Origin of the sequence: Agrobacterium sp. ICMP 6402 (assembly GCF_009498615.1) — a bacterium.
Classification (GTDB): domain Bacteria; phylum Pseudomonadota; class Alphaproteobacteria; order Rhizobiales; family Rhizobiaceae; genus Agrobacterium; species Agrobacterium burrii.
Genome location: NZ_QSNV01000010.1, coordinates 61,506 through 86,591, shown reverse-complemented (window position 1 = coordinate 86,591; position 25,086 = coordinate 61,506). Strand labels below are relative to the sequence as shown.

The following is a 25,086-nucleotide window of genomic DNA, read 5'->3' as shown; positions in this document are numbered from 1 at the left end:
AGGGGCACTTGCAGGCTTCTGCGACATTTGAAAGCAAGAAGGCCGTGATGCAGGAAAATACACAGGGCGCCGTCATCGTCATTTCCAGCCACGTCATGCGTGGATCGGTCGGCAATCGCGCCGCGGTCTTCGCGCTGGAGACCCTCGGCCATCCGGTATGGGCAGTGCCCACCATCGTTTTGCCCTGGCACCCCGGCCATGGTCCATCCACGCGGATGCGCTTTCAGGACGACGACTTCGACAAGGCCATGACCGACCTTGAAAACGCCAAATGGATTGGCGAAGTCAAAGCAGTCCTGACCGGTTATTTCGGAAGCGCAGCACAAGTGCGTTCGGTCGCGCGGCTGATCCGCAATCTCAAGGAGAAAAACCCGGCGCTGGTTTACGCCTGCGATCCCGTGATGGGTGATCTGGGCGGGCTTTATATTCCGGTTGAAACCGCCGAAGCCATCCGCGACGAACTCATCCCGCTTGCCACTGTCGCAACACCGAACCGTTACGAACTGGCGTGGATGAGCGGCGCAGAGCTTGAAACCAACAATGCCATCATGGATGCAGCACTTGCCCTCGGCCCTTCGAAAATGCTGGTCACCTCTGCCGTGCCAATGATGGCTGGCGGCACCGGCAACCTCTATCTCAGCGGCCGGCACGCCCTGCTGGCCGAGCACCGCGCCATAGAGAATGCCCCGAATGGCCTCGGCGACCTGATGGCGGCGCTTTTCCTCGCCCGCCTGCTGGAAGGCATGGACGACGAAAAAGCGCTGCAGCTGGCCACCGCCAGCGTGTTCGAAATTCTGGCCCGCACCAAAAAACGCGAGATGAACGAATTGACGCTGGAGACAGACGCTTCAAGTCTTTCCACACCCATGGCCATGGTGCAGATGCGTCATCTCTTGCATCCTTCACGCAGCAAGCGCAAATAGCGACTAAAGCATTTCCAGGAAAAGTGGCCCTCGGTTTTCCGCCCGGAAATGCGGCAACAGGAAGTTGGAGCGGTTTCGCGGTTCGAAGAAAAGCGAAAATGCTCTAAAGGATTGGTCTTCAACGCGCCAGGTTCGCCCCGTGATCTTGGTCCAAGCATAACGGTACTGCGATAGATGAAAGATTTTCCGGAAACTCTTCTGAACGGCTACAAGAACTTCATGAGCGGCCGCTATGTCGACGAGCGCGAGAGATACCGCGTTCTGGCTGATACCGGGCAGAAGCCGCAGACCCTGTTCATTGCCTGTTGTGACTCCCGTTCTGCACCGGAAACCATTTTCGACTGCGGGCCGGGAGAATTGTTCGTCATGCGAAACGTCGCCAACATGGTGCCGCCTTTCGAGCCTGATGGCCAGTATCACGCCACCTCTGCGGCCATCGAATATGCCGTGCAGGTTCTGAAGGTGAAGGATATCGTCGTCATGGGCCACGGCCGTTGCGGCGGCATTCAGGCGGCACTCGACCCTAATCTCGAGCCCCTGTCGCCGGGCGACTTCATCGGCAAGTGGATGAACATGGTCAAATCGGCGGCCGAGCAGATCCAGAGCAACGATGTCATGACCGCCTCCGAGCGCCAGACCGCGCTGGAACGGGTGTCCATCCGCAACTCCCTCGCCAACCTGCGCAGCTTCCCCTTCGTCAAGGCGCAGGAAACCGCCGGCAAGGTCAAGCTGCACGGCGCATGGTTCGATATATCGACCGGCGAATTGTGGGTGATGGACGGCAAAACGGGCGACTTTCGCCGCCCGGATCTGTGAAAACAGGTTTCTGATTGAAAAAGCGAGACGGCCTTATTGGCCGTCGATCGCCTTGCCGATGAAGGCAATGGCCTGCTGGTAAACGCTTGCGGCGTTCCAGCCCTGGATGGCGGCATAATTCGCCTGTCCCTGCTGGTAACCGGCACCACGCTGCCAGCCATGGCCGACGAGGAAGTTGGCGGTGGAAGCCAGTGCATCGGCACGCGAACCGACGAGATCTACCCGTCCGTCGCGGTCGAAATCCACGCCATAGCGCACGACATTGAGCGGCAGGAACTGCGTCTGGCCGATTTCACCATGCGCCGCACCCTTGGCGTTGACGTTCAGCGAACCGCTGCCGACGAGCTTAAGCGCCGCATAAAGCTGCTCGGTGAAATAATCCGAGCGGCGGCAGTCGAAGGAAAGCGTCGCCACGGCGGAAAGCGTGTGCTGGTTGCCCATGAAGCCGCCAAAGCCGGTTTCCATGCCCCAGATGGCCAGGAGCGGGCCGGCCGGCACGCCATAAGCTTTTTCGATCGAGGCGAAGAGAGAGGCGTTGTTCTTCTTCATGGTCTTGCCGCGCGAAATGATCGTCTGACCGCCGCGCTTCTGCATGAATTGTTCGAAGGACAACTTGAAGCTGTGCTGGCCGCGATCGGCGCGGATGGTCGCCTGATTATACGAGACGCCGGAGAAGGCACGATCGAGCACCGAAGCGCTGACGCCGCGGCCCGCCGCTTCCTGCTTGAAGGCGCCGACCCAGGCATCGAAGCCCGCCGAAGTGTTGCTGCATTGCGCAGCCATAACCGGCGTCGCTGCCAAAACCGAGACCATGGCTACACCAGCCAGAATTGCCTTCATTGCCCGCATCAAAATCTGCCTTCGATATCCTTTGGGGAATTTATCCCGAGAACCAACACGTCTCCGCCGCAGGGGTTCGGGTGCCAAATTGTCTTTTGGTGGCCTAAATTGCCTTTCGGCAGCAAGGCCTGCAAATAAACTGGCCGTGATCGTCGCCATTGAAAAACCCGTCTGCCCCACACAGAACAGACGGGTTATACTTAACGAACCTTAAAAAATCGTATCACGCAGCCGCCTTGCGGGGCTTGATGAGACCACGATTGACCAGGAGTTCGGCGATCTGGATGGCATTGAGGGCAGCGCCCTTGCGCAGATTGTCCGAAACAACCCAGATGTTGAGGCCGTTTTCAACCGTTGCATCTTCACGGATACGCGAAATATAGGTCGCATCTTCACCGGCGGATTCGACCGGGGTGATGTAACCGCCATCTTCATGCTTGTCGATGACGAGGCAACCCGGTGCTTCACGCAGAATATCACGCGCCTGATCGGCGGTGATCTCGTTTTCAAACTCGATATTGACCGATTCCGAATGGCCGATGAAAACCGGAACGCGCACGGCCGTGCAGGTTACCTTGATCTTCGGATCGAGCATCTTCTTGGTCTCGGCCAGAACCTTCCACTCTTCCTTCGTATAACCGTCTTCCATGAAGACATCGATATGCGGAATGACGTTGAAGGCGATGCGCTTGGTGAACTTCTTGGTTTCAACCGGGTCGGCCACGAACACCGCGCGGGTCTGCTGGAACAGCTCGTCCATGCCTTCCTTGCCGGCGCCGGAAACCGACTGGTAGGTGGAGACGACAACGCGCTTGATCTTGGCGAAGTCGTGCAGCGGCTTCAGCGCGACGACGAGCTGGGCCGTGGAGCAATTCGGGTTGGCGATGATGTTCTTGCGGGTAAAGCCCGTGATCGCATCGGCATTGACTTCCGGAACGATCAACGGAACGTCCTGATCGTAGCGCCAGGCGGACGAGTTATCGATGACGACGCAGCCCTGCTGGCCGATCTTCGGCGACCACTTCTTGGAAACATCGCCGCCGGCCGACATCAGGCAAATATCGGTGTCGGAGAAATCGTAATTCTCGAGGTTGGAAACCTTCAGCGTACGATCGCCGTAGGAGACTTCCGTGCCCTGCGAACGGGAGGAAGCAAGCGGCACGATCTCATCGGCCGGAAAACCACGTTCTGCGAGGATATTGAGCATTTCGCGACCGACGTTGCCGGTGGCGCCTGCAATTGCAACTTTGAAACCCATGATCAAGCTCTCTTTCTGTCTCTCCTCTTTTGGGTGAGGTGGGGAACCCGCATCGCATTGCGGCTTCCTCGATCCCCAGCCAAACCGGGGAGAGAGCGGTGGCCAGAGACGTCAGACGGTTTTAATCGTCGTTTTGGCCGTAATTCGGATGGAATAAGAAAGGCGCGGATCATCGCCGGCGGATTGTGCCGGTCCTTCCATAACACTCATGTCTGCAACATGCATGCGCAAGGTGATGCTCCTTCTTCGCGAGAAGCTATTAGAAGGTTTCTTGTTTGTGTCAAGAAAAAAGGCGCGCTTCAGGCCACCCGGCGCAATCACGCAAAAACCGGCCCGCGACATTTTTGCACGTTATACATTAGACTAAAGTCATAATCCGAAAGCATCGCTCTTATTGGGGTTAATTTTCTGTCACTCTGATGTCATGCGCATTGCACCCGAAAGGGGAGTCCGGAGGAGAGAGACGGGCTCCGCACTGCGCCGATTGGGACATCTGTGGAGGACAGACAATGGCAAATGTTGCAGCCGCAAGCGGCGCCGCCCGTCCAATGACGGGCGAAGAGAAGAAGGTGATTTTCGCCTCTTCTCTCGGAACAGTCTTCGAATGGTACGATTTTTATCTATACGGCTCGCTTGCGATCTATATCGGCGCGAACTTCTTCAGCCAATATCCGGAAACGACGCGCAACATCTTCGCGCTTCTGGCCTTTGCCGCCGGCTTCCTCGTGCGCCCCTTCGGCGCGCTGGTGTTTGGACGTCTGGGTGACATCGTCGGTCGTAAATATACCTTCCTGATCACCATTCTCATCATGGGTGTTTCCACCTTCCTCGTCGGCGTCCTGCCCGGCGCATCCCAGATTGGCATTGCCGCTCCGATCATCCTGGTCATCCTGCGCATGCTTCAGGGTCTGGCGCTCGGCGGTGAATATGGCGGTGCCGCGACCTATGTGGCCGAACACGCCCCCAATGGCCGCAGAGGCTATTACACTTCGTGGATCCAGACGACGGCGACGCTCGGCCTGTTCCTGTCGCTGGTGGTCATTCTCGGCGTGCAGTTCGCACTCGGCAAGGAAGCCTTCGCCGCCTGGGGCTGGCGCATTCCCTTCCTCGTTTCGGTTCTGCTGCTCGGCGTATCGGTCTGGATTCGTCTGAAAATGAACGAATCCCCCGCCTTCAAGAAAATGAAGGAAGAGGGCAAGACCTCCAAGGCACCGCTCAGCGAAGCCTTCGGCCAGTGGAAAAACGCCAAGATCGCCCTGATCGCCCTCGTCGGCGCCGTCATCGGCCAGGCAGTCGTGTGGTACACCGGCCAGTTCTATGCGCTGTTCTTCCTGCAGAGTATTCTGAAGGTGGACGGCCAGTCGGCCAACATCATGGTCGCAGCGGCCCTCATCCTCGGCACGGGCTTCTTCGTGCTCTTCGGCTGGCTTTCCGACAAGATCGGCCGCAAGCCGATCATCATGGCCGGTCTCATCCTCGCGATGCTGACCTACTTCCCGCTGTTCAAGGCGCTCACGTGGGCGGGCAACCCGGCGCTGGCACAGGCACAGGCCAGCGTTCGCGCCACCGTCACCGCCGCTCCGGGCGACTGCAGGTTCCAGTTCAACCCGACAGGCACGGCGAAATTCACCACATCCTGCGATATCGCCACTTCGTTCCTGACACGCAACTCCGTTCCCTATGACGTGGTTGCCGGAACGGCCGGCCAGCCGGCGAGCGTCAAGATCGGCGACGTCAACATTGTCAGCTACGATGCAGTCGCAGCTGGCGCGGATGCGGCAGCCAAGGACAAGGCCTTCCAGAAGCAGGTCAACATCGCGCTGCATGATGGCGGTTACCCGCTGGTGCGCAGCGCGGCACAGGTTCCAGACGCGAAACTGGACGCCTTCATCGCTGCAAACCCGGAACTCAGCCTCAATGCTGAGGCGGTTCGCGCCACCGACAAGAAGATGGTGGCGACCGACAAGCTGGTGGCGGACAAGCTGTTAACACCGGCCGAAACCGGTGGAGCCGCCGAGATGGCCGTCTACACCATTGCCGGCGGCGGCGCCTTCGCCATGGTGGCCGATCCGGCTGCCGTGAACTGGGTCGTCATCATCGCGGTCCTGACCGTCCTCGTCATCTACGTCACGATGGTCTATGGCCCGATCGCTGCCCTCTTGGTCGAACTGTTCCCGACCCGTATCCGCTACTCCGGCATGTCGCTGCCCTACCATATCGGCAACGGCTGGTTTGGTGGCCTTCTGCCCGCCACCGCCTTTGCGATGAGCGCGGCGAAGGGCGACATCTATTACGGTCTCTGGTATCCGATCGTTTTCGCAGGCATCACGCTGGTCATCGGCCTGCTGTTCCTGCCGGAAACCAAGGATCGCGATATCCACGCCATGGATTGATCCACATCCCGATCGACATTTTCGGAACCCGGCGTGCAGGCGCCGGGTTTTTTTATTGCGCATTGAGCCAGAATATCGAAAGAGCCTGTCGCAGCGGGCTGTCATTCCGTCGCAGGCAAGACAAAATCAATATGAAGACAAAGCCCCCCTGAATAGGTTATGACCCCCCTATATTATCAGGCACAGGGAGAGCCATTTTGAAGATCGGGACGCCCAAGGAATTATATGAAGGCGAGGCGCGCGTCGGCATGACGCCAGACAGCGCCCAGGCATTGCAGAAACTCGGATATGATTGCATCGTGGAGGCCGGTGCGGGCAAGGCGGCGGGATTTTCCGACGACGCCTATCGCGCGGCCGGCGTCACCGTTGTCGATAGCGCGGATGCGCTTTACGCCGGTTCCGACATCATCGCCAAGGTTCGTCCGCCGGAAACGTCGGAGATTGATCGCCTGTCTTCGGACAAGACGCTGATCTCGTTCTTCTATCCCGCCCAGAACAAGGACCTTCTGGAACAGGCAAAGGAAAAGGGCGCAAACGTCATCGCCATGGACATGGTGCCGCGTATTTCCCGCGCCCAGAAAATGGACGCGCTGTCCTCCATGGCCAATATCGCCGGTTATCGCGCCGTGATCGAGGCCGGCAATAATTTCGGCCGCTTCTTCACCGGTCAGGTCACCGCCGCCGGCAAGGTGCCGCCCGCCAGGGTGCTGGTCATCGGCGCTGGCGTTGCCGGTCTTGCCGCCATCGGCACGGCCACCTCGCTCGGCGCGATCACCTATGCCTTCGACGTTCGCCCGGAAGTGGCCGAACAGATCGAAAGCATGGGCGCACAATTCGTCTATCTCGATTTCGCCGAGCAGCAGGATGGCGCAGCGACCGGCGGTTATGCCGCTCCCTCCTCGCCGGAATTCCGCGAGAAGCAGCTCGAGAAGTTCCGTGAACTGGCTCCGCAGATCGATATCGTCATCACGACAGCGCTGATCCCCGGCCGTGACGCCCCCAAACTCTGGCTCGCCGACATGGTGGCGATGATGAAGCCCGGTTCGGTCATCATCGACCTTGCGGCCGAGCGCGGCGGCAATTGTGATCTGACGGTGCCCGACCAGCGCGTCGTATCCGACAATGGCGTTATCGTCATCGGCTACACGGATTTCCCGAGCCGCATGGCGGCGCAGGCCTCGACGCTCTATTCCACCAACATTCGTCACATGATGACCGATCTGACGCCCGCCAAGGACGGCAAGCCGGTTCATAACATGGAAGACGACGTCATTCGTGGTGCGACTGTCACCTATCAGGGCGAGATAACATTCCCGCCGCCGCCGCCGAAAATTCAGGCCATCGCCGCGCAGAAGCCGAAGGAACGAGCCAAAGAGCTTACGCCCGAGGAAAAGCACGCCAAAGAACGGGCTGAGTTCAAGGCCCAGACCAAAAGCCAGGTCGGGCTGCTGGTTATCGGCACGGCGCTGCTGCTTCTCGTCGGCCTGTTTGCACCAGCAAGCTTCATGAGCCACTTCATCGTCTTCGTGCTCGCCTGCTTCATCGGTTTCCAGGTCATCTGGAATGTCAGCCATTCGCTGCACACGCCGCTGATGGCGGTGACGAACGCGATTTCCGGCATCGTCATTCTGGGCGCGCTGCTGCAGATCGGTTCCAGCAACTGGCTGGTGGTGATCCTTGCCTCGCTTTCCGTCCTGATCGCGACGATCAACATCGTCGGCGGTTTCCTCGTGACACGGCGCATGCTCGCCATGTTCCAGAAGTCGTAAGCCAAGCGAGGATCTTATAAATGACCATTGGTATCGTTTCCGCGGCCTATGTTGCCGCAGCCGTTCTCTTCATCCTTTCGCTTGGCGGTCTTTCCGGGCAGGAAAGCGCCAAACGCGCTGTCTGGTACGGCATCACAGGCATGGGCCTTGCCGTCGCCGCGACCGTCTTCGGACCTGATGTCGGCAATTGGTTCATCGTGCTTCTGATGCTGGCGGGTGGCGCCGTTCTCGGCTATTTTGTCGCCAGCCGCGTACAGATGACCGAAATGCCGCAGCTTGTGGCCGCCCTTCACTCTTTCGTCGGCCTTGCCGCCGTCTTCATCGGCTTCAATGCCCATATCGAAGAAGCGCATATCGCCTCGCTCGATGAGACGGCGCGTTCGCTGCTGACGGGTTTTTCCGCCATCCTCGCCCATAAAACGCCTGTCGAACTGGCGATCATGAAGGTCGAGGTCTTCCTCGGTGTCTTCATCGGCGCGGTCACCTTCACCGGCTCCGTCGTCGCCTTCGGCAAGCTGGCCGGCAAGGTGGACGGCAAGGCGAAGAAGCTGCCGGGCGGCCATGTCCTCAATGCCGGCGCCGCGATCCTGTCGCTCGTGTTGCTCATCATGTATTGCAACGGTGCGGGCGCATGGACGCTGGTGCTGATGACGCTTGCCGCCTTCTTCATCGGTTATCACCTGATCATGGGCATCGGCGGCGCAGACATGCCTGTCGTCGTATCGATGCTGAACAGCTATTCCGGCTGGGCGGCAGCAGCCATCGGTTTCACGCTCGGCAACGATCTCTTGATCGTCACGGGCGCGCTGGTCGGCTCCTCGGGTGCGATCCTGTCCTACATCATGTGCAAGGCGATGAACCGCTCCTTCGTCTCGGTCATCCTCGGCGGCTTCGGCGGCACGACGGGTCCGGCGATGGAAATCGAGGGTGAACAGGTGGCGATCGACGCCGAAGGCGTGGCGTCCGCACTCAACGACGCCGATAGCGTCATCATCGTGCCCGGTTACGGCATGGCGGTAGCGCAGGCGCAATCGGCCGTGTCGGAACTGACCCGCAAGCTGCGCGCCGACGGCAAGACCGTGCGCTTCGCCATCCACCCGGTGGCAGGCCGCCTTCCCGGCCACATGAACGTGCTGCTCGCCGAAGCCAAGGTGCCTTACGACATCGTGCTGGAAATGGACGAGATCAACGACGATTTCCCCAATACCGACGTCGTCATCGTCATCGGCTCCAACGACATCGTCAACCCGGCAGCCCAGGACGATCCGAATTCACCGATCGCAGGCATGCCGGTTCTGGAAGTGTGGAAGTCGAAACTCGTCATCGTCTCCAAGCGCGGCCAGGGCACGGGCTACTCCGGCATCGAGAACCCGCTGTTCTACAAGGACAATACGCGGATGTTCTACGGGGACGCTAAGAAGTCGATCAACGATCTTCTGCCGCTGATCAAGTAAGTGAAGAGGGCGTTTCCGGAAGACCGGAAACGCCCTTTTTTATCGAGGTGACAAAGAAACCTCTCCGTCATCCTCGGGACTGTCCGGAGGATCTATCCACGTCGAATAAAATCAATCGGTTGCAGATCCTCGGGACGAGCCCGATGATGACGGCGTGGGAATAGGTACTGTCACGCTTTGAAAGCGTGGCTTCCGGAGACCGCGCTCAAAGCATCCGGTAACGCCGGTTGAAATACATCAGCGCTTCTTCGCCCTCATTAATCTTCATATCAACGACATCACAGATCAGAATATCATGCGTGCCGCCGTCATGGGCCTCGCGGATGCGGCAATCGAAGGACACCAGCGCGTCTTCCAGAACCGGCGCGCCGGTTTCAAGCACACCCCAGTTGCCGGCAGCAAAACGTTCGTCGGCGGGTGTCTTGCCACCAAAAAGCGTGCTCAGCACCTCGTGATGCGCGGCGAGCGTGTTGACGCAGATGACGCCGTTTGCCTTCACCACCTTATAGGCTGAGGCATTGCGGTTGAGGCAGACGAGAAGCGTGGGCGGATTGTCGGAAACGCTGCAAACGGCCGTTGCTGCAAAGCCCGCACGGCCAGCTGCACCGTTGGTAGTGACGATATTGACCGCCGCACCGAGCCGCGCCATGGCGTTTCTATAATCGAGGCTGCGCTGCTCTGCAGTCTTCGTCTCCATTGCCGCTTCCTTTTCAAGAGACATCATCTGCATCTAACCCATCCTTCCTTAACAGGCCATCAAGCCAGCACGCAGGCGTCTTCAAAGCCAAGCCGCGGCAGGCGGCCGAAGAGCTTCGATGGATCGCCATGACCGAGATTGATCAGGAAATTGGACTTCCACGTCGTGCCGGCAAAAAACGCCGCATCCACCTTTCCCTTGTCGAAACCGGACATGGCCCCGGTATCCAGCCCCAAAGCCCGGGCCGCGAGAATGAGATAACCCGCCTGCAACGTGCCATTGCGGAAGGCGGTCTCCTCGGCCATGGCCGCGCTCGAGGTGAACCAAGAACGGGCATCGGCATGCGGAAACAGCACCGGAAGCTTCTCGTAAAATTCGCTGTCGATGGCGGCGATGATGGTCACGGGTGCCGCCATGGTCTTTTCGAGATTGCCGGAAGACAGCGCGGGCCGGAGCTTTTCCTTGGCTTCCGGGCTGCGCACGAACACGAAACGGCCGGGCGAGCAATTGGCCGAGGTCGGCCCCATCTTCGTCAGATCGTAAAGCGCCTTCAGCGTCTCGTCACTGACCGGCTTTTCCGTCCAGCCATTGTGGGTGCGCGCCTCGGTAAAAAGGGTTGCCAATGCCTTGCTGTCCAGGGGGGCCGTGTCATCAAGTGGTTTCGTCATGTTACTCTAAAATCCTGTCAGAATGTCTGGATGCCCGGCAGCAGAAACTGCAGAAGCCTTGTGTTGAAAAGCTCGGGCTCGGTGATATTGACGGCATGCGCGCCGAAATCGAGAAGACAAAGCTCGCTTTGCGGCAAGCCATCGGCGAGCCGATGCGACCGGGTATAGGGCACCAGAAGATCGTCCTTCGTTGCCACCACCAGCACCGGATTGTCGACCTCGCCAAGCCGGCTATCGACATCGAAAGCCCGAAGCGCCGCAATACGCCGCAGCACATTTGCCTTACCCTGAAAATGCGCAACGCCATGGGCATCGTCCCGCGCCAGCCGCACCTGATGGTCCGACATCCAGGCGGCCGGATAAAGAAACAGCGGCTGAGCCTTCACGAAAGCCTCGATACCGGATTTCTCCAGAAGCTCGATCCGCACATCGAAGCAGCGCCCTGAATGCGGATCGGCCTTGCTCCAGGCGTTGATGAGAACAAGCCTGTCGATAAGGCCGGGCCGGCTGAGCGCGATATCCAGGCCGATCAGGCCGCCGAGCGCATGGCCCATGAAGTGGAATTTTTCGAGGTTGAGGGCCGAGACAATCTCCAGCACGTCATCCGCCATCGCCGATATGCCGCCCTCCGCCGGCGCTTCGCCGCCCGTCCTTCCTGTTCCGCGATGGTCATAGGTGACGATGCGGAAATGGTCGGAAAGGGCTTCGATCTGCGGCGTCCAGTAAGTACCAGATCCGCCCAGCCCCGAAGACAGCAGGATAGTGGCCGCCTCAGGATCAGTCCGGCCATGAACCTCGAAATGCATCATCTGCCGTTTCGCCCTATTTGCCGATATGGGCGACGGTGGCGATTTCCACCAGTGCGTCGGGCTTAACGAGCCCGCACTGGATGCAATACCGCGCCGGCTTGTCGCCGGGGAAATATTCGGCATAGACCACATTGACGGCCTGATAGTTCGCCCAGTCGGTGATGAAGATGTGGTTCATCGTCACGTCCTCCATCGTGCCGCCGGCGGTTTCAATGACCGACTTGATGGTCTCAAGAACATGGCGGGTCTGGGCGCTGGCATCGCCCACATGCACGACATTATTGTCCTTGTCGAACGGCAGCGTGCCGGACACGTAAACCACGCCATCGGCAAGGGTTCCCGGCGAGAAGGGAGCGATAGGCTTGCTGGTGCCAACAGGTACGATGATCTTTTTCGGCATTTCGTTCTCCTCTTTGTGGTTCTTGCTTACTCGGTGACGGGTGCGGCCTGCGAGATGACGCCGCAGAAATCATTGACGGTAGCGACCCAGCCGAAAAACTTCTCGACATTGTAGACCGTCGCCTGCTGGATAAAGTCTGGCCCCAGATGATGCGTGGCGTCCTCCAGCATCACCCCGAAATATTCGAGATGGAAGGCGTCGCGCAGCGAGCTTTCGACGCAGACATTGGTGGCAATGCCGACGAAAACCAGATTGCGGATGCCGCGGGCGCGCAGCACGCTGTCCATATTGGTGTTGAAGAAACCGCTATAACGCGTCTTCGGCACCAGAATATCGCCGGGCTGCGGCTGCAGCTCGTCGACAATGGCATAATCCCACGTACCCTTTGCCAGCAGCTGGCCCTGCAATTCCGGCCTTTTGCGCATGGTCTTCAAGGCATTGGATTTGTGCCAGTTGGGCGAACCCGGTCCGCCCGCCTCGACATAATCCTTGTCCCAGCCATTCTGGAAATAGATGACCTGAACGCCCGCCGCCCGCGCCGCATCCAGCGTTTTCTTGATGTTGGCGATGGTGCCCTTGGCACCGGTTATGTCGAAACCGGCAAGATCGACATAACCGCCCTCGGTCGAATAGGCGTTCTGCATATCGACCACGACAACGGCGGTCTCGCTGGGCTTGAGGGTGATCGGCTCCGGCCGGGCGGGAAGCGTCACGCTTTCCGAACGGCTTTCCGGCCCCTTGTAACCCGCAATGACGGCTTCACTCATTCGGCAGCCTCCAGTTCGGCCTGAACATGCGCCCGGCTCTTCATCAGCGGCTGCACATATTTCCCGAATTTTTCAACGCCTTCGAGGAAGTCGTCGAAGGTCAGCATCACGCCGCCCGTTCCCGGCACTTCACTCATCTCATCCAGCATGGCCGCCACTTCCTCATAGGAACCGATTAACGTTCCCATATTGATGTTGACCGCGGAAACGGGGTTGGACATGTGACGAACATTGGTGTCGGAGCCGGATTTGGTGTCGACGGCGCTTTGCAGGCCGAGCCACTTGATGGCATCCAAATCCGCACCTGCCTTGTAGTGCTCCCATTTCGCCCAGGCATCCTCGGATTTCTCCTCGGCAAGCACCATCGTCAGTACGACGGATTTCACCTCGCGGCCGAACTTTTCCGTCGCCGCCAGCAGCCGCTCATTGGTGGGCGCAAAGGCCTTGGGCGTATTAACGCCGACACCGAAGCAGAAGCTGTAATCGGCGAACTTGGCCGAAAACGCCATGCCGGAATTGGAGGAGCCGGCGCAGATGAGCTTCACATCACCCTGCGGCACCGGCTTCATCCGGCAATCCTCCATTTTGAAGAACTTGCCGTTGAAATCCGATTGCCCGTCTGTCAGCAGCTCTTTCAAAACAGTGGTGTATTCGCCAAGATATTCGTAGCGATCACCGAAATAATCATCGCCCGGCCAAAGCCCCATCTGGCTGTATTCTGGACGCTGCCAGCCGGTAATCAGGTTGATGCCGAAACGGCCGCCGGAAATGGAATCGATCGTCGTCGCCATGCGCGCAACAATGGCCGGCGGCATGACCAGCGTGGCGGCCGTGCCAAACAGCTTGATCTTGGAGGTGACGGCGGCAAGGCCTGCCATCAGCGTGAAGGACTCCAGATTATAATCCCAGAACTCGGTCTTGCCGCCAAAGCCGCGCAGCTTGATCATCGACAGCGCGAAGTCGAAACCATATTGCTCCGCCTTCAGCGTGATCGCCTTGTTCAGGTCGAAGCTCGGCTTGTATTGCGGCGCGTTTTCGGAAAGAAGCCACCCATTGTTCCCGATCGGGATAAAAACACCAACTTCCATTTTGCTGTTCCCTTTTTACGTCAGGTGTCTCCTGACTTGACAAAAGAGTAGCAGGTTCCGTGCCAGACCAAATAAAATAATTTTATCAAATGGATAAAATTTTGGGGCGGGAGAAGCTTTGACCAAAAGATAAAAAATTTATCATTTGGTCAAAATATTTGCCTGTTTATTCGGCAGAAATGAATGCGAGAGTCGTATGATTGGAAGTTGTAGAAATAGTCCTGAAAGTGCGGTGAGGCGCGCTTCACACTCCTCGTCATCCCCGGGCTTGTCCCGAGGATCTATCCACGTTCAGTAAAATCAATCGGTTGCAGATCTTCGGGACAAGCCCGAGGATAACGGCGCTGGGTTTTCGAAATTGCGATCAATCGCGATTAGCTCGTCAAGAGCTATGCCAAAACCTCAAACGAGGCGCTGCTGCGCATAGGCATGGACCGCTCGGAAGGCAGCCTCGGCACCCGCGACAACCCGCTCCTCCTCGTCAACCGTGAGCGCAATTTCATCAAGCGCGGCAGTGAACGTGCGCCAATGCAGGCCGCGTCCTTCCGGTGCGCCGGCCAGATGGCGCGCGCCGAATTCTTCGGTGAGGCCAAGTTTCGCCGCATCTTTCAGCAGGAAAGCCGCACCGAGATTGGAGCCTTCGACCACATAGAGCCAGCCCATCGCCTGCGGCAGATCGAACGGCGTTTCCCCGGTAAAGCGCGGTGCTTCGGCTTCGGGAATATCGAGACCGAGATCGGCGAGATCCTGCTCGATCATCGCCAGCCGACGGCGACCTTTGAGATCGGGCAGCAGGCCGTCAAGCGCTTCATTGGAGAAGAAGGCATCGAGATCGCGATGGAAAAGATACTGCGTTTCCACGAATTTGCCGAAATTCTCCCGGCTCTCGAACGGCTTGGCTGCCATGATGAAGGTATCGAGACCGCCATGCGCGCCGCGCGTTGCCGCCTTCAGGCGCTTGACGCGGCTTTGCTCGGTCTGTTCCACAGGCGCTAGAGGCTCTGCAATGGTCATGATGTTTCCCTTTATCCCATATTCAAAGTGCCTGATAAAAATCTTTCCTCAAACAGTCAAATTTTATTTTCGCATATCTCCTCACCTTGCGCAAAGGCGACGGGAGGGGCAAGCGCGGCAACAAACGACAGTGGTGTAAACCACTCGAAATCGTTGCAAACCGGCCGGGCGCAAAACCGCTCTCCGCCAGCCTTCACAGTACCCTCGACAGCCAAACAATCATATTACAACTACCCTCTTTACAACTAACATGTCAGTGTGCCATCAATTCGCGGTCATCTTGGAGGAGCATCTTAATTGACCCAGAAATTCGGCCTTTCGGCAGCCCTGACGACCCCTTTCAAAGCGGATGGAAACGTCGATGTCGACGCCATGATCGCTCACGCCCGCCGTTGCCTGTCGAATGGTTGCGACAGCGTGACACTGTTCGGCACCACGGGTGAAGGATGCTCGGTCGGCAGCCGTGAACGACAGGTCATTCTGTCCCGCTTCATCGAGGCCGGCATTGCGCCCTCCCGTCTGGTCACCGGCGTTCTCGTGGATTCCATCGAGGATGCGGCCGAACAGTCGGCCGAGGCCCTGAAAGCAGGCGCCCGCAATATTCTTCTCGCCCCGCCTTCCTATTTCAAGAATGTCAGCGATGACGGATTGTTTGCCTGGTTTTCGGCGGTTTTCGCAAAGATCGGCAAGGGCGCGCGCGACATTCTCGTCTACAACATCCCTTCCGTGACCATGGTGACATTGTCCGTAGAGCTGGTGGGACGGCTGAGGGAAGCGTTTCCGGGCATCGTCACCGGCGTCAAGGATTCCTCCGGCAACTGGAGCCATACCGAACGCCTGCTGAAGGAACACGGCGATCTCGCTATCCTGATCGGCGATGAACGCGATCTCGCCAGAGGCGTTCGCCTCGGCGGCCAGGGCGCGATCTCCGGCGTCGCCAATTTCCTGACGCAGGAAGTCCGTGCCATGGCCGTTGATGGCAAGGACGACAGTCGCATCGTCGATCTTGTTGTGGAACTTCTGAAATTTCCGGTTACGCCCGCCGTCAAGGTGCTGGTATCACACACGACAGGGGAAAATATCTGGACGGATGTGCGCGCGCCGCTCGTCGCCATTTCACCTGAGGATCGGCAGCAGATCGAAGGCGCATTCGACGCGCTGTTTCGCAAACAGGCCGCTTGAACGGACCTTGAAAGGTTGAGCATGGACGATACCGGCGAACAGACATTGCGGGAACGGGCGTATGAAAGCTTTACGCATCACCTTCTCTCGCGTGATGTTCGTCCGGGGCAATTCATCTCGCAACGCCGTCTCGTGGAAATGACCGGCCTGCCGCTGGGGGCGATCCGGGAGGCAATTCCGCGGCTGGAGGCGGAAGGGCTGATCAAGACCGTGCCGCAGCGGGGGTTGCAGGTCGCCCATATCGACATCAACCTTATCCGTGAAGCATTCCAGTTCCGCATCTTCCTTGAAAAGGAGGCCGTGGCGCTGTTTACCCGCTCGGCTTCCGATGAGGCCATCGCCAAGCTTTTGAAACAGCATCGCGATATTGCCGAAGCGGCTGAAAATAGCGGAGAATCGCCGGAGCTCGATCAGCATGCCCAGCAGGTGGACTGGGGCATGCACGATGCCTTCATCGACGCGCTCGGCAATTCGATCATCTCGAACGCCTACCGGGTCAATTCCATCAAGATGCGCCTCATCAATCAGGAGCGCTTTCGCATCGCCGGTCACGTCAAATCGGTGATGAAAGAGCATCTCACCATTCTCGAAGCTATCGAGAAGAGGTCCGTTGAAGACGCCGTAGAGCGGCTGACCGCCCATATCCGCAATGCGAGGGACAGGGCGCTGGCGGTATAGGGCAATTCCGGTAAAGCCGTGGGACGGCTTCAATTCGGAATTGCATGAAAATAAGCAACAAGCCGGGGTGAGGAGATTTCCGGCTAACTGGAGGAGAACTGACATGAAGCATTCATTGCTCAACCCCACGCGCCGCGCCTTTCTGGCTGGCACGGCGGCGATTGGCGGCAGCGCGGTGCTCGGCATTCGCCCGGCATCGGCGGCGGTGAACTGGAAAAAACACGCCGGCACGACGCTTGAGGTCAACCTCGTCAAAAGCCCGCGCAGCGAAACGCTGATCAAATATCTCAGCGAATTCGAAGAGCTGACCGGCATCAAGGTCAATGCCGAGGCGACACCGGAACAGCAGCAGCGCCAGAAGGTGGTTATCGAGCTTTCGTCCGGCAAGCCGAGCTTCGACGTGGTGCATCTGAGCTACCACGTGCAGAAGCGTCAGTTCGAAAAGGGCAAATGGCTGGCCGATATCAGCGGCTTCCTGAAGGACCCGTCGCTCACCGATCCGTCGCTGGTCGAAAAGGACTTCGCCGAGGCCGGCATGTTGTTTGCCAAGGATAGCGACGGCGTGCTGCGCTCGCTGCCCTTCTCGGTGGATTACTGGATCGTCTACTGGAACAAGGACCTGTTCGAAGCCAAGGGCCTGAAATATCCTGAGACCTTCGAAGAGCTGGTAACGGCGGCGGAAAAGATCACCGACCCGTCCACCAACACCTATGGTTTCGTCGCACGCGGCCTGAAGAACGCCAACACCCCGGTCTGGACCTCGCTGATGCTGGGTTACGGCGCAAAGCCGATCAGCGCGGACGGAAAGATCGATACCGAATCCAAGGAGGCCGTGGAGGCAGCCAAGCTCTATCAACGCTTGATGACCAAGGCCGCCCCTCCCGGCGTCTCCGGCTTCAACTGGGCGGAAGCGCAATCGGCCTTCCTGCAGGGCAAGATCGGCATGTGGTTCGATGGCGTCGGTTTCGCCCCGCCGATCGAGAACCCGGAGAAATCCCGCGTGGTCGGCAAGGTCGGCTATGGCGTCATGCCGAAAGGCCCAGCAGTTCAGGCCGCCGGCACTTTCGGCGATGGTCTCGGCGTCGTCGAAGCCAGCAGCAAGAAGGAAGCTGCCTATCTCTTCTGCCAATGGGCGATCTCGCATGAGATGGGCGCGCGTCTGCTGCAGGCGGGTGCCGGCGTTCCGTTCCGCCAGTCCATCCTCGAAGACCAGAAGGTTCGCGAAGGCGTGAAGATGCCGGCCGCCTGGCTGGATGCCGTCGTCGGTTCCGGCAAGGTCTCGCAGCTTGCGCTTCCCGTCATCATTCCGGTGACGGAATTCCGCGACATCTACGGCGTCGGCCTCACCAACATGATCGGCGGCGCAGATCCGGCAGCGGAGCTGAAAAAGGCAACGGAACAGTTCGCACCCGTTCTGGCGCGTAGCGAGGGATAATGGCCTCCGTGAGCATCGAAAACACCAAAACAGGCGTCAGCCGCGCAGAAGGGAGCAAGCCGCCAAGGCTTGCTCCCAAGTACTGGCCCTTCGTCATACCGGCACTGGTCGTCATTTCGGCTGTCATCGTTTTTCCGTGGGTGTTTACCCTATGGATGAGCGTGCACCGCTGGACGCTCGGGCAGGAGCAGAGCTTTATCGGTTTTGATAACTACATCAGGCTCGCCAGCGATCTCAGGTTCTGGGAATCGCTGTGGCACACGCTCATCTATACCGTGCTGTCGGTTGTCGCTCCCCTGTTCCTCGGAACATTGGCGGCGCTGGTTTTCGATGCGCAATTTCCGCTGCGCGGCTTTCTGCGCGGCGTTTTCGTCATGCCAATGATGGCGACCCCGGTCGCCATCGCGCTCGTCTGGACCATGATGTTCCACCCGCAGCTGGGTGTTCTCAACTATCTGCTGTCGCTCATCGGCATCGGGCCGCTGGAGTGGATCTATAACCAGTCCACCGTCATCCCCTCGCTGGTGCTGGTGGAAACATGGCAATGGACGCCGCTCGTCATGCTGATCGTGCTCGGCGGGCTGGCTGCAGTCCCCCGCGAACCCTATGAAAGCGCCGAAATCGACGGCGCCAACGCCTGGCAGAAGTTTCGTTACCTCACCATGCCGATGATTGCGCCGTTCCTGATGATCGCCGTCATCATCCGCTCCATCGACGCCGTCAAAAGCTTCGACATCATCTATGCGATGACGCAGGGCGGACCCGGCACGGCCTCGGAAACCATCAACATCTACCTCTACAACACGGCGTTTTCCTATTACGACATCGGTTACGGCTCTGCCATGGCCGTGGTCTTCTTCATCATCATCGTGGCGCTGTCCTTCGTACTTTTGATGGTGCGCCAGCGCGCGCAATGGAACGAGATGGAGGATCGCTGATGACACGCAAATTGCTCAAACGGAAAAACCTCGACCGCATCGGCCTGTTCTTCGTGGCGCTGGTGATGATCTCGCCCGTCATCCTGTTCTTCATCTGGATGATCTCGCTGTCGCTGAAATATGAAATCGACAACGGCGCTTATCCGCCGATCCTCATCCCCGAGCGTTTTGCCTGGTCGAACTATGTGAAGGTGTTCGAGGAGAATAATTTCTTTCTCTATTTCTGGAACTCGGTGCTCGTCACGGGTGCGGCCACCATTCTGGCGCTCGTCATCGGCGTGCCCGCCGGTTACGGCATCGCCCGGCTGAAGGCGGAAAAGTCGGCCGTCGTCATCATGATCGCCCGCATGACGCCCGGCCTTTCCTTCCTCATTCCACTGTTCCTGCTGTTCCAATGGCTGAACCTCTTGGGTACGCTCTGGCCGCAGATCATCATCCATCTTGTCGTGACCGTGCCGATCGTCGTCTGGATCATGATCGGTTATTTCGAGACCACCCCGAAGGAGCTGGAAGAGGCGGCAAGCATCGACGGCGCATCCTCCTGGCAGGTGTTCCGGCTGGTGGCGTTGCCGATCGCCAAGCCCGGCATCGTCGTCTCCTTCATCCTTGCGGTCATCTTCTCGTGGAACAACTTTGTCTTCGGCATCGTGCTGGCCAGCCGTGAAACGCGCACCCTGCCGGTCGCGGTCTACAACATGCTGTCCTTTGAACAGGTCAGCTGGGGGCCGCTTGCCGCAGCCGCGTTGATCGTCACGCTGCCGGTGCTGTTGCTCACCATGTTCGCACAGAAACAGATCGTGGCGGGTCTCACCGCGGGCGCCGTCAAGGGCGGCTGAATTCAAATTATAACGGGAACCAAAAACATGGCACCGGTCAATATTCAAAATGTCCAGAAGCGCTTCGGCTCGGTCAATGTCATCCACGGCATCGATATCGAGATCAAGGATGGCGAATTTGTCGTGCTCGTCGGCCCTTCGGGCTGCGGCAAATCCACCCTGCTGCGCATGATCGCCGGGCTGGAGGAGCTGAGCGATGGCGAAATCCACATCGGCGCGCGTGAGGTCAGCCATCTGCCCGCCCGCGACCGTGACATCGCCATGGTCTTCCAGAACTACGCGCTTTATCCGCATATGACTGTGAAGGATAATATGGGCTTCGCGCTGAAGCTGAAGAAGGTCAGCGCCGAGGAAACCAGAGCCAAGGTGGACAAGGCCGCCGCCATTCTGGGGCTGGACAAGCTGCTTGACCGCTATCCGCGCCAGCTTTCCGGCGGCCAGCGCCAGCGCGTCGCCATGGGCCGGGCGCTGGTGCGCGATCCGCAGGTCTTCCTGTTCGACGAGCCGCTCTCCAACCTCGACGCCAAGCTGCGCGTGCAGATGCGCGGCGAGATAAAGGCCATGCACCAGCGCATAGGCACCACCACCATCTATGTCACCCACGACCAGGTGGAAGCCATGACCATGGCCGACAAGATCGTCGTGCTGCATGATGGCGTGATCGAGCAGATCGGCGCGCCGCTGGAACTGTACGACCATCCGGCCAACCTTTTCGTCGCCGGCTTCATCGGTTCGCCTGCGATGAATTTCATCCGTGGCCGCGTCGAAGAAGGCGTGTTCCGCACCGCAAAGGGCCTCAGCCTGCCGCTGCCCGCCAATGCCGATATCGGCAAACTGGGCGGCCGCGATCTCGTCTACGGCGTACGGCCGGAACACATTCGCGCCGCCGAGACCGGCATCGAAGGCCGGGTCGAACTGGTCGAAGGCACCGGCTCGGAAATCTATGCCAAGCTGAGCTGCAAGGGCGACGACATCGCCTGCCTGTTCCGCGAGCGGCTGGATGTGCGGTTCGGCGATACGATCCATATCGCCATCGATCCTGCTATGGTGCATCTGTTCGACAAGGACAGCGGCAAGCGCATCTAAATGGATGAGAGAGTGACGGGCATGGACAGCGAACACAGAAGCCACAAACATGTGCTGTGCGTGGGCGCTGCCGTGCTGGACACCCTGTTCCGTGTGCACGACATGCCAAAGGGCGAAGGCAAGGTCCTGCCCTATGAAATGCTGCAGATTGCCGAAGGCATGGCGTCCAGCGCTGCCTATGCGGTGCACCGCATGGGCGGCCGCGCCAGCCTCTGGGGTGCGGTGGGCGACGATGAAACCGGTACCCGTATCCTTCGCGATCTCAGTGAAAGCGGCATAGACACGAACGGCATGACGGTTGCGCCCGGCGCACGCTCGGCCCTGTCGACGATCATCATCGATGACCGGGGAGAACGGCTGATCGTGCCTTTTTACGATCATCGCCTGCATGAGAAAAAACGCTCCTGCACGCCGGAAGATATTGCCCCCTTTGATGCCGTTCTGGTGGATGTGCGCTGGCCGGAATTGGCGCTTGATGTGCTGACTGTTGCGCGTGCGCTTGGCAAACCCGCCATTCTGGATGGTGATGTTGCGCCGGTGGAAACGCTGGAGAAGCTTGCGCCCGCCGCAACCCATATCGTCTTTTCCGAACCCGCCGCCGCCCGGCTGACCGGGCTTGAAACGGTGAAAGACATCCTGCCGGTGCTGCATTCCCGTTATCCGCAGACCTTCATCGCCGTTACCGCCGGACCAGCGGGCTGCTGGTGGACGGAAGCCGACGATCCGACGGTGCATTTCCAATCAACGATGCAGGTCGAGGCGGTGGACACGCTGGCGGCGGGCGATATCTTTCACGGCACATTTGCGCTCGCGGTGGCGCAAGGCATGCAAAGCCGCGCCGCCATCCGCCTGTCCTCCGTTGCCGCCGCGCTCAAATGCACGGTGTTCGGCGGCCGCATCGGTGCACCCACGCGCGAAGAGACCGAGGAAGCCATGCGGCAATGGCTGGAGCATGAAGGCGAACCCGCGCTGCGCGCCTCCTGAGCGCATCCATTGCCCGCATAAAACTATTCCATTTTTGCGATGCCGTTTCGCGGCAAACTAGGCTAACGTTCGGACAAGCAAAGCTTTTCACAAGCCGCACTCGCTCCAATTTCAGCCTGCATTCCGCAAAAGTGATCGCCCGATGCACCAGACGACCCGCCCGAGACTGCGCGATATCGGTTTCCGGCCCGGCCATTTCGAAACCGGTCCGCTCAACGCCATCACCGATGTCGAAGGTGTGACCATCGGCCATTTGACCGTCATCGAGGGCGAGACGATCCGCACCGGCGCAACCGCGATCCTTCCGCATGGCGGCAATCTCTTTCAGGACAAAGTGCCCGCAGCCTTCACCGTCTATAACGGCTTCGGCAAATTCGCCGGCTCCACACAGATCGAGGAACTGGGCGAACTCGAAACACCTGTTATTCTCACCAACACGCTGGCGACAGGCCGAGCCATTGAGGCGATCAACCGCCATACGCTGGCGCAGCCGGGCAATGAGAAAGTCGTCTCGATCAATGCCGTCGTCGGCGAAACCAATGATTCCCGCTTGAACGACATCCGTGCCGGCCGCCCGACCATCGAGGAAATCTCGACCGCGTTGAAAAACGCGACCACAGGCACCGTCGCCGAGGGCGGACTTGGCGCAGGGGCCGGCACCGTGGCCTTCGGCATGAAGGGCGGCATCGGCACCTCATCCCGCATCGTCACCATCGCCGGGGAAACCTATACGCTAGGCGTTCTCGTCCAATCCAATTACGGCGGCCACCTGCTGGTCTGCGGCAAGCCCTATGTCAGCCCGGAGCACAAGGACAAGGACGGCTCGATCGTCATCATTGTCGCAACCGACGCACCGCTCTGCTCCCGCAATCTGAAACGCCTGGCGGCCAGAAGCTTTGGTGGACTGGCACGCACGGGTGCCGCACTCAGCAATGGCTCCGGTGACTATGCGCTGGCATTTTCCACCGATGAGCGGCTGCGTCGCACGCCTGCGCGCCGCAAGGCGGTGGCGGAATACCCTGAGCTTTCCAACGATGCGATTTCGCCACTCTTCGAAGCCGCGATAGAGGCGACGGAGGAGGCGATCCTCAATTCGCTCTGCACGGCCAATACGACAACTGGCTTCAATGCCGGCACCGGCAAGGTCTCCACGGTCGAGGCCATTTCCATCGACACCCTTAAAACCCTTCTTTCAGCCTGACTTTTCCAGACGGAGTTCTCATGACTAGCCAATCCGGTCGCATCGTTTACGTCAACGGCGAATTCCTGCCCGAGACGGACGCCCGCCTTTCCATCTTCGACCGCGGTTTCCTGTTCGGCGACGGCATTTATGAAGTCACCTCGGTTCTCGAAGGCAAGCTGATCGACAGCGACCTGCACATGGCCCGGCTGGAACGCAGCGCCCGCGAAATCGATGTGCCGCTGCCGGTCACGACCAAGGAAATCGTCGAGGCCGAGCGCCGCCTGATTGCCGACAACAACCTCGTCGAAGGCATGATCTACCTGCAGCTGACGCGTGGTGCGGAAGACCGCAACTTTCTGTTCTCCGCCGATCTGAAGCCGACACTGGTCATGTTCACCCAGGCCAGGAAGCTGATCGGCACGCCCGTCGAAGAAGCCGGTATCGCCGTCAAATCCGTTCCCGACCAGCGCTGGGAACGTCGCGATATAAAGACCGTCTGCCTGCTGCCGCAGGTCATGGCCAAACGCATCGCCAAGGCCGAAGGCTGCGACGAGGCGTGGATGATCGAGGACGGTTTCGTCACCGAAGGTGCATCTTCCACCGCCTACATCGTCACCGCCGATAAAAAGATCATCACCCGCGGCAACAGCAACAAGACCCTGCCCGGCTGCACCCGCCTTGCCGCCCTGCAACTGGCCAAGGAAGCCGGTTTCACGCTGGAAGAACGGCCTTTCACGCTGGAAGAGGCGTTGAATGCCGACGAGGCCTGCCTCACCAGTGCCTCCAACTTCGTGGTTTCGGTCACGAAGATCGACGGCAAGCCGGTGGGTGACGGCAAGCCCGGCCCGATGGTAAGCCGCCTGCGCGCGCTCTACCTCGAAAACGCCCGCCGCACGGCCATCTGAACCAGCTCTAACCTTCGAGAACCGCCCATATGCGCTCAACAACGGGCCGGCGGTTCTCCTTGGAACGATAAAGCCTGATATCGACGGCAATATCGAAACTTGAATCAGCGGCGCGCACCAGAGCGCCGCTATCAAGCTCCTGCCGCATCAGGCTCTCCGGCACCCAGGCGACACCCCAGCCGGCCATCGCCATGGCTTTCAGCCCCACCGACATGCTGCCTTCATGCACCCGCTCGAATTGCGGCAACCGCGCGCTCAGGAGATCGCGCAGCAACGGCCCGAAGAACGAAGCCTTTTCATAATCCAGATAGGCAAAGGGTTTTTTCGCATTTTCCGCCAGCGCATGCAGTGGTGAGCCATCCGCAGCGGGCGCGGAAACGGGCGTGATGTTTTCCGCACCCAGCACACGAAACTCGAAGGTCTGCGCATCGAGCAGCATCGGCACTTCGGGATGGGCATAGGTCAGCAGAAAATCACTCTGCCCGTCCACCAGCGAATTGAGGTTTTCCTCCATGCTGCCGGAATCGGGCCGCAAAACCGAAAAAAGCGGCCCGGCCTTCTCGTTCACCCGTTTCAGCCAGTCGGGAAAGAAGGTGAAGGACAGGGTATGCAGCGCCGTCAGCCGCACGGTTTTGGCATCGGCCCCTTCTTCCTGCAGCAGGGTGCGCCGCGCATGGTAGAGCTGTTTCAGCGTCTCCTGCGCCACCGGCACGAACTTCACGCCCGCCTCGGTGAGCCGCGACGGATAGGAAGCACGGTCGACCAGCGTCGCCCCCACCCAGGCTTCCAGCTGCTTGATGCGCCGGCTGAAGGCGGATTGCGTCACATGCCGCTCATCCGCCGCCTTCGAGAAATTGAGCGTTCCGGCCAGCGCCAGGAAATCCTCGAGCCATTTGACTTCCAAGGGCCTGTTCTCCCACAAAGATGTTGTCCCGGCCTGCCGGGAACACGGGTCTTTATTAG

Annotated in this window: 24 protein-coding genes; 14 read left to right on the top strand and 10 right to left on the bottom strand. The window is 59.3% G+C overall.

What is annotated here, in order from left to right:
- Positions 1-47 precede the first annotated feature (47 nt).
- The gene (pdxY, locus tag DXT96_RS21845) at positions 48-923 is read left to right on the top strand and encodes a pyridoxal kinase PdxY (protein WP_153516455.1); all 876 of its coding nucleotides are present in this window, start codon (positions 48-50) and stop codon (positions 921-923) included.
- A 174-nt stretch (positions 924-1,097) separates the two neighbouring features.
- A complete protein-coding gene (locus tag DXT96_RS21840; RefSeq protein ID WP_149899832.1) occupies positions 1,098-1,739 on the top strand; it encodes a carbonic anhydrase in 642 nt (213 codons plus the stop codon).
- Between the two features lie 33 nt (positions 1,740-1,772).
- On the opposite strand, the gene DXT96_RS21835 is transcribed toward DXT96_RS21840, so the two are convergent.
- Complete coding sequence (locus tag DXT96_RS21835; RefSeq protein ID WP_149899831.1) at positions 1,773-2,588, bottom strand: lytic transglycosylase domain-containing protein; 816 nt, start codon at positions 2,586-2,588, stop codon at positions 1,773-1,775.
- Between the two features lie 214 nt (positions 2,589-2,802).
- A complete protein-coding gene (locus tag DXT96_RS21830; RefSeq protein ID WP_149899830.1) occupies positions 2,803-3,837 on the bottom strand; it encodes an aspartate-semialdehyde dehydrogenase in 1,035 nt (344 codons plus the stop codon).
- Between the two features lie 509 nt (positions 3,838-4,346).
- On the opposite strand from DXT96_RS21830, the gene DXT96_RS21820 reads away from it, so the two are divergent.
- From DXT96_RS21820 to DXT96_RS21810, 3 genes are all read left to right on the top strand, one after another.
- Positions 4,347-6,230 (top strand): MFS transporter, encoded by a 1,884-nt coding sequence (locus tag DXT96_RS21820; RefSeq protein ID WP_149899829.1) that lies wholly within the window; start codon positions 4,347-4,349, stop codon positions 6,228-6,230.
- Positions 6,231-6,427: 197 nt separating this feature from the next.
- Positions 6,428-7,999 (top strand): Re/Si-specific NAD(P)(+) transhydrogenase subunit alpha, encoded by a 1,572-nt coding sequence (locus tag DXT96_RS21815; protein WP_149899828.1) that lies wholly within the window; start codon positions 6,428-6,430, stop codon positions 7,997-7,999.
- A 20-nt stretch (positions 8,000-8,019) separates the two neighbouring features.
- A complete protein-coding gene (locus DXT96_RS21810; RefSeq protein WP_149899827.1) occupies positions 8,020-9,453 on the top strand; it encodes an NAD(P)(+) transhydrogenase (Re/Si-specific) subunit beta in 1,434 nt (477 codons plus the stop codon).
- A gap of 205 nt (positions 9,454-9,658) precedes the next feature.
- On the opposite strand, the gene rutF is transcribed toward DXT96_RS21810, so the two are convergent.
- From rutF to DXT96_RS21775, 7 genes are all read right to left on the bottom strand, one after another.
- Complete coding sequence (gene rutF / locus DXT96_RS21805; RefSeq protein ID WP_149899826.1) at positions 9,659-10,183, bottom strand: NADH-dependent FMN reductase RutF; 525 nt, start codon at positions 10,181-10,183, stop codon at positions 9,659-9,661.
- 26 nt (positions 10,184-10,209) lie between these two features.
- Positions 10,210-10,818 carry a malonic semialdehyde reductase gene (locus DXT96_RS21800; protein ID WP_153516454.1) on the bottom strand — a complete coding sequence of 203 codons (609 nt, stop codon included), beginning with the start codon at positions 10,816-10,818 and terminating at the stop codon, positions 10,210-10,212.
- Positions 10,819-10,835: 17 nt separating this feature from the next.
- Positions 10,836-11,627 carry a pyrimidine utilization protein D gene (gene rutD, locus DXT96_RS21795; RefSeq protein ID WP_194287704.1) on the bottom strand — a complete coding sequence of 264 codons (792 nt, stop codon included), beginning with the start codon at positions 11,625-11,627 and terminating at the stop codon, positions 10,836-10,838.
- Positions 11,628-11,640: 13 nt separating this feature from the next.
- Complete coding sequence (rutC, locus tag DXT96_RS21790; RefSeq protein WP_149899824.1) at positions 11,641-12,027, bottom strand: pyrimidine utilization protein C; 387 nt, start codon at positions 12,025-12,027, stop codon at positions 11,641-11,643.
- A gap of 26 nt (positions 12,028-12,053) precedes the next feature.
- The gene (gene rutB, locus DXT96_RS21785; protein ID WP_153516453.1) at positions 12,054-12,794 is read right to left on the bottom strand and encodes a pyrimidine utilization protein B; all 741 of its coding nucleotides are present in this window, start codon (positions 12,792-12,794) and stop codon (positions 12,054-12,056) included.
- Complete coding sequence (gene rutA / locus DXT96_RS21780; RefSeq protein ID WP_153516452.1) at positions 12,791-13,882, bottom strand: pyrimidine utilization protein A; 1,092 nt, start codon at positions 13,880-13,882, stop codon at positions 12,791-12,793. Before rutA ends, rutB begins: the two co-directional genes overlap by 4 nt.
- A gap of 402 nt (positions 13,883-14,284) precedes the next feature.
- Positions 14,285-14,896 carry a biliverdin-producing heme oxygenase gene (locus DXT96_RS21775; RefSeq protein ID WP_153516451.1) on the bottom strand — a complete coding sequence of 204 codons (612 nt, stop codon included), beginning with the start codon at positions 14,894-14,896 and terminating at the stop codon, positions 14,285-14,287.
- Between the two features lie 297 nt (positions 14,897-15,193).
- Here DXT96_RS21775 and DXT96_RS21770 point away from each other — a divergent pair, with 297 nt between their 5' ends.
- The 9 genes from DXT96_RS21770 (at position 15,194) to DXT96_RS21730 (ending at position 24,123) form a co-directional block, all read left to right on the top strand.
- Complete coding sequence (locus DXT96_RS21770) at positions 15,194-16,078, top strand: dihydrodipicolinate synthase family protein (RefSeq protein ID WP_153516450.1); 885 nt, start codon at positions 15,194-15,196, stop codon at positions 16,076-16,078.
- 21 nt (positions 16,079-16,099) lie between these two features.
- The gene (locus DXT96_RS21765) at positions 16,100-16,756 is read left to right on the top strand and encodes a GntR family transcriptional regulator (RefSeq protein ID WP_153516449.1); all 657 of its coding nucleotides are present in this window, start codon (positions 16,100-16,102) and stop codon (positions 16,754-16,756) included.
- Positions 16,757-16,859: 103 nt separating this feature from the next.
- Complete coding sequence (locus DXT96_RS21760) at positions 16,860-18,191, top strand: ABC transporter substrate-binding protein (protein ID WP_149899818.1); 1,332 nt, start codon at positions 16,860-16,862, stop codon at positions 18,189-18,191.
- Positions 18,191-19,129 carry a carbohydrate ABC transporter permease gene (locus tag DXT96_RS21755; protein WP_153516448.1) on the top strand — a complete coding sequence of 313 codons (939 nt, stop codon included), beginning with the start codon at positions 18,191-18,193 and terminating at the stop codon, positions 19,127-19,129. The genes DXT96_RS21760 and DXT96_RS21755 overlap by 1 nt, the downstream gene beginning before the upstream one ends.
- A complete protein-coding gene (locus DXT96_RS21750) occupies positions 19,129-19,965 on the top strand; it encodes a carbohydrate ABC transporter permease (protein ID WP_092770593.1) in 837 nt (278 codons plus the stop codon). Before DXT96_RS21755 ends, DXT96_RS21750 begins: the two co-directional genes overlap by 1 nt.
- A gap of 27 nt (positions 19,966-19,992) precedes the next feature.
- Positions 19,993-21,051 (top strand): ABC transporter ATP-binding protein, encoded by a 1,059-nt coding sequence (locus DXT96_RS21745; RefSeq protein ID WP_153516447.1) that lies wholly within the window; start codon positions 19,993-19,995, stop codon positions 21,049-21,051.
- 21 nt (positions 21,052-21,072) lie between these two features.
- Complete coding sequence (locus DXT96_RS21740; protein ID WP_153516446.1) at positions 21,073-22,035, top strand: sugar kinase; 963 nt, start codon at positions 21,073-21,075, stop codon at positions 22,033-22,035.
- A gap of 142 nt (positions 22,036-22,177) precedes the next feature.
- Complete coding sequence (locus tag DXT96_RS21735; RefSeq protein WP_153516445.1) at positions 22,178-23,236, top strand: P1 family peptidase; 1,059 nt, start codon at positions 22,178-22,180, stop codon at positions 23,234-23,236.
- A gap of 20 nt (positions 23,237-23,256) precedes the next feature.
- Entirely contained in the window at positions 23,257-24,123 is an 867-nt protein-coding gene (locus DXT96_RS21730) for a D-amino-acid transaminase (protein WP_153516444.1), read from the top strand.
- Between the two features lie 7 nt (positions 24,124-24,130).
- Here DXT96_RS21730 and DXT96_RS21725 read toward each other — a convergent pair whose 3' ends face one another.
- Positions 24,131-25,027 (bottom strand): LysR substrate-binding domain-containing protein, encoded by an 897-nt coding sequence (locus tag DXT96_RS21725; RefSeq protein WP_153516443.1) that lies wholly within the window; start codon positions 25,025-25,027, stop codon positions 24,131-24,133.
- Positions 25,028-25,086: the final 59 nt, after the last annotated feature.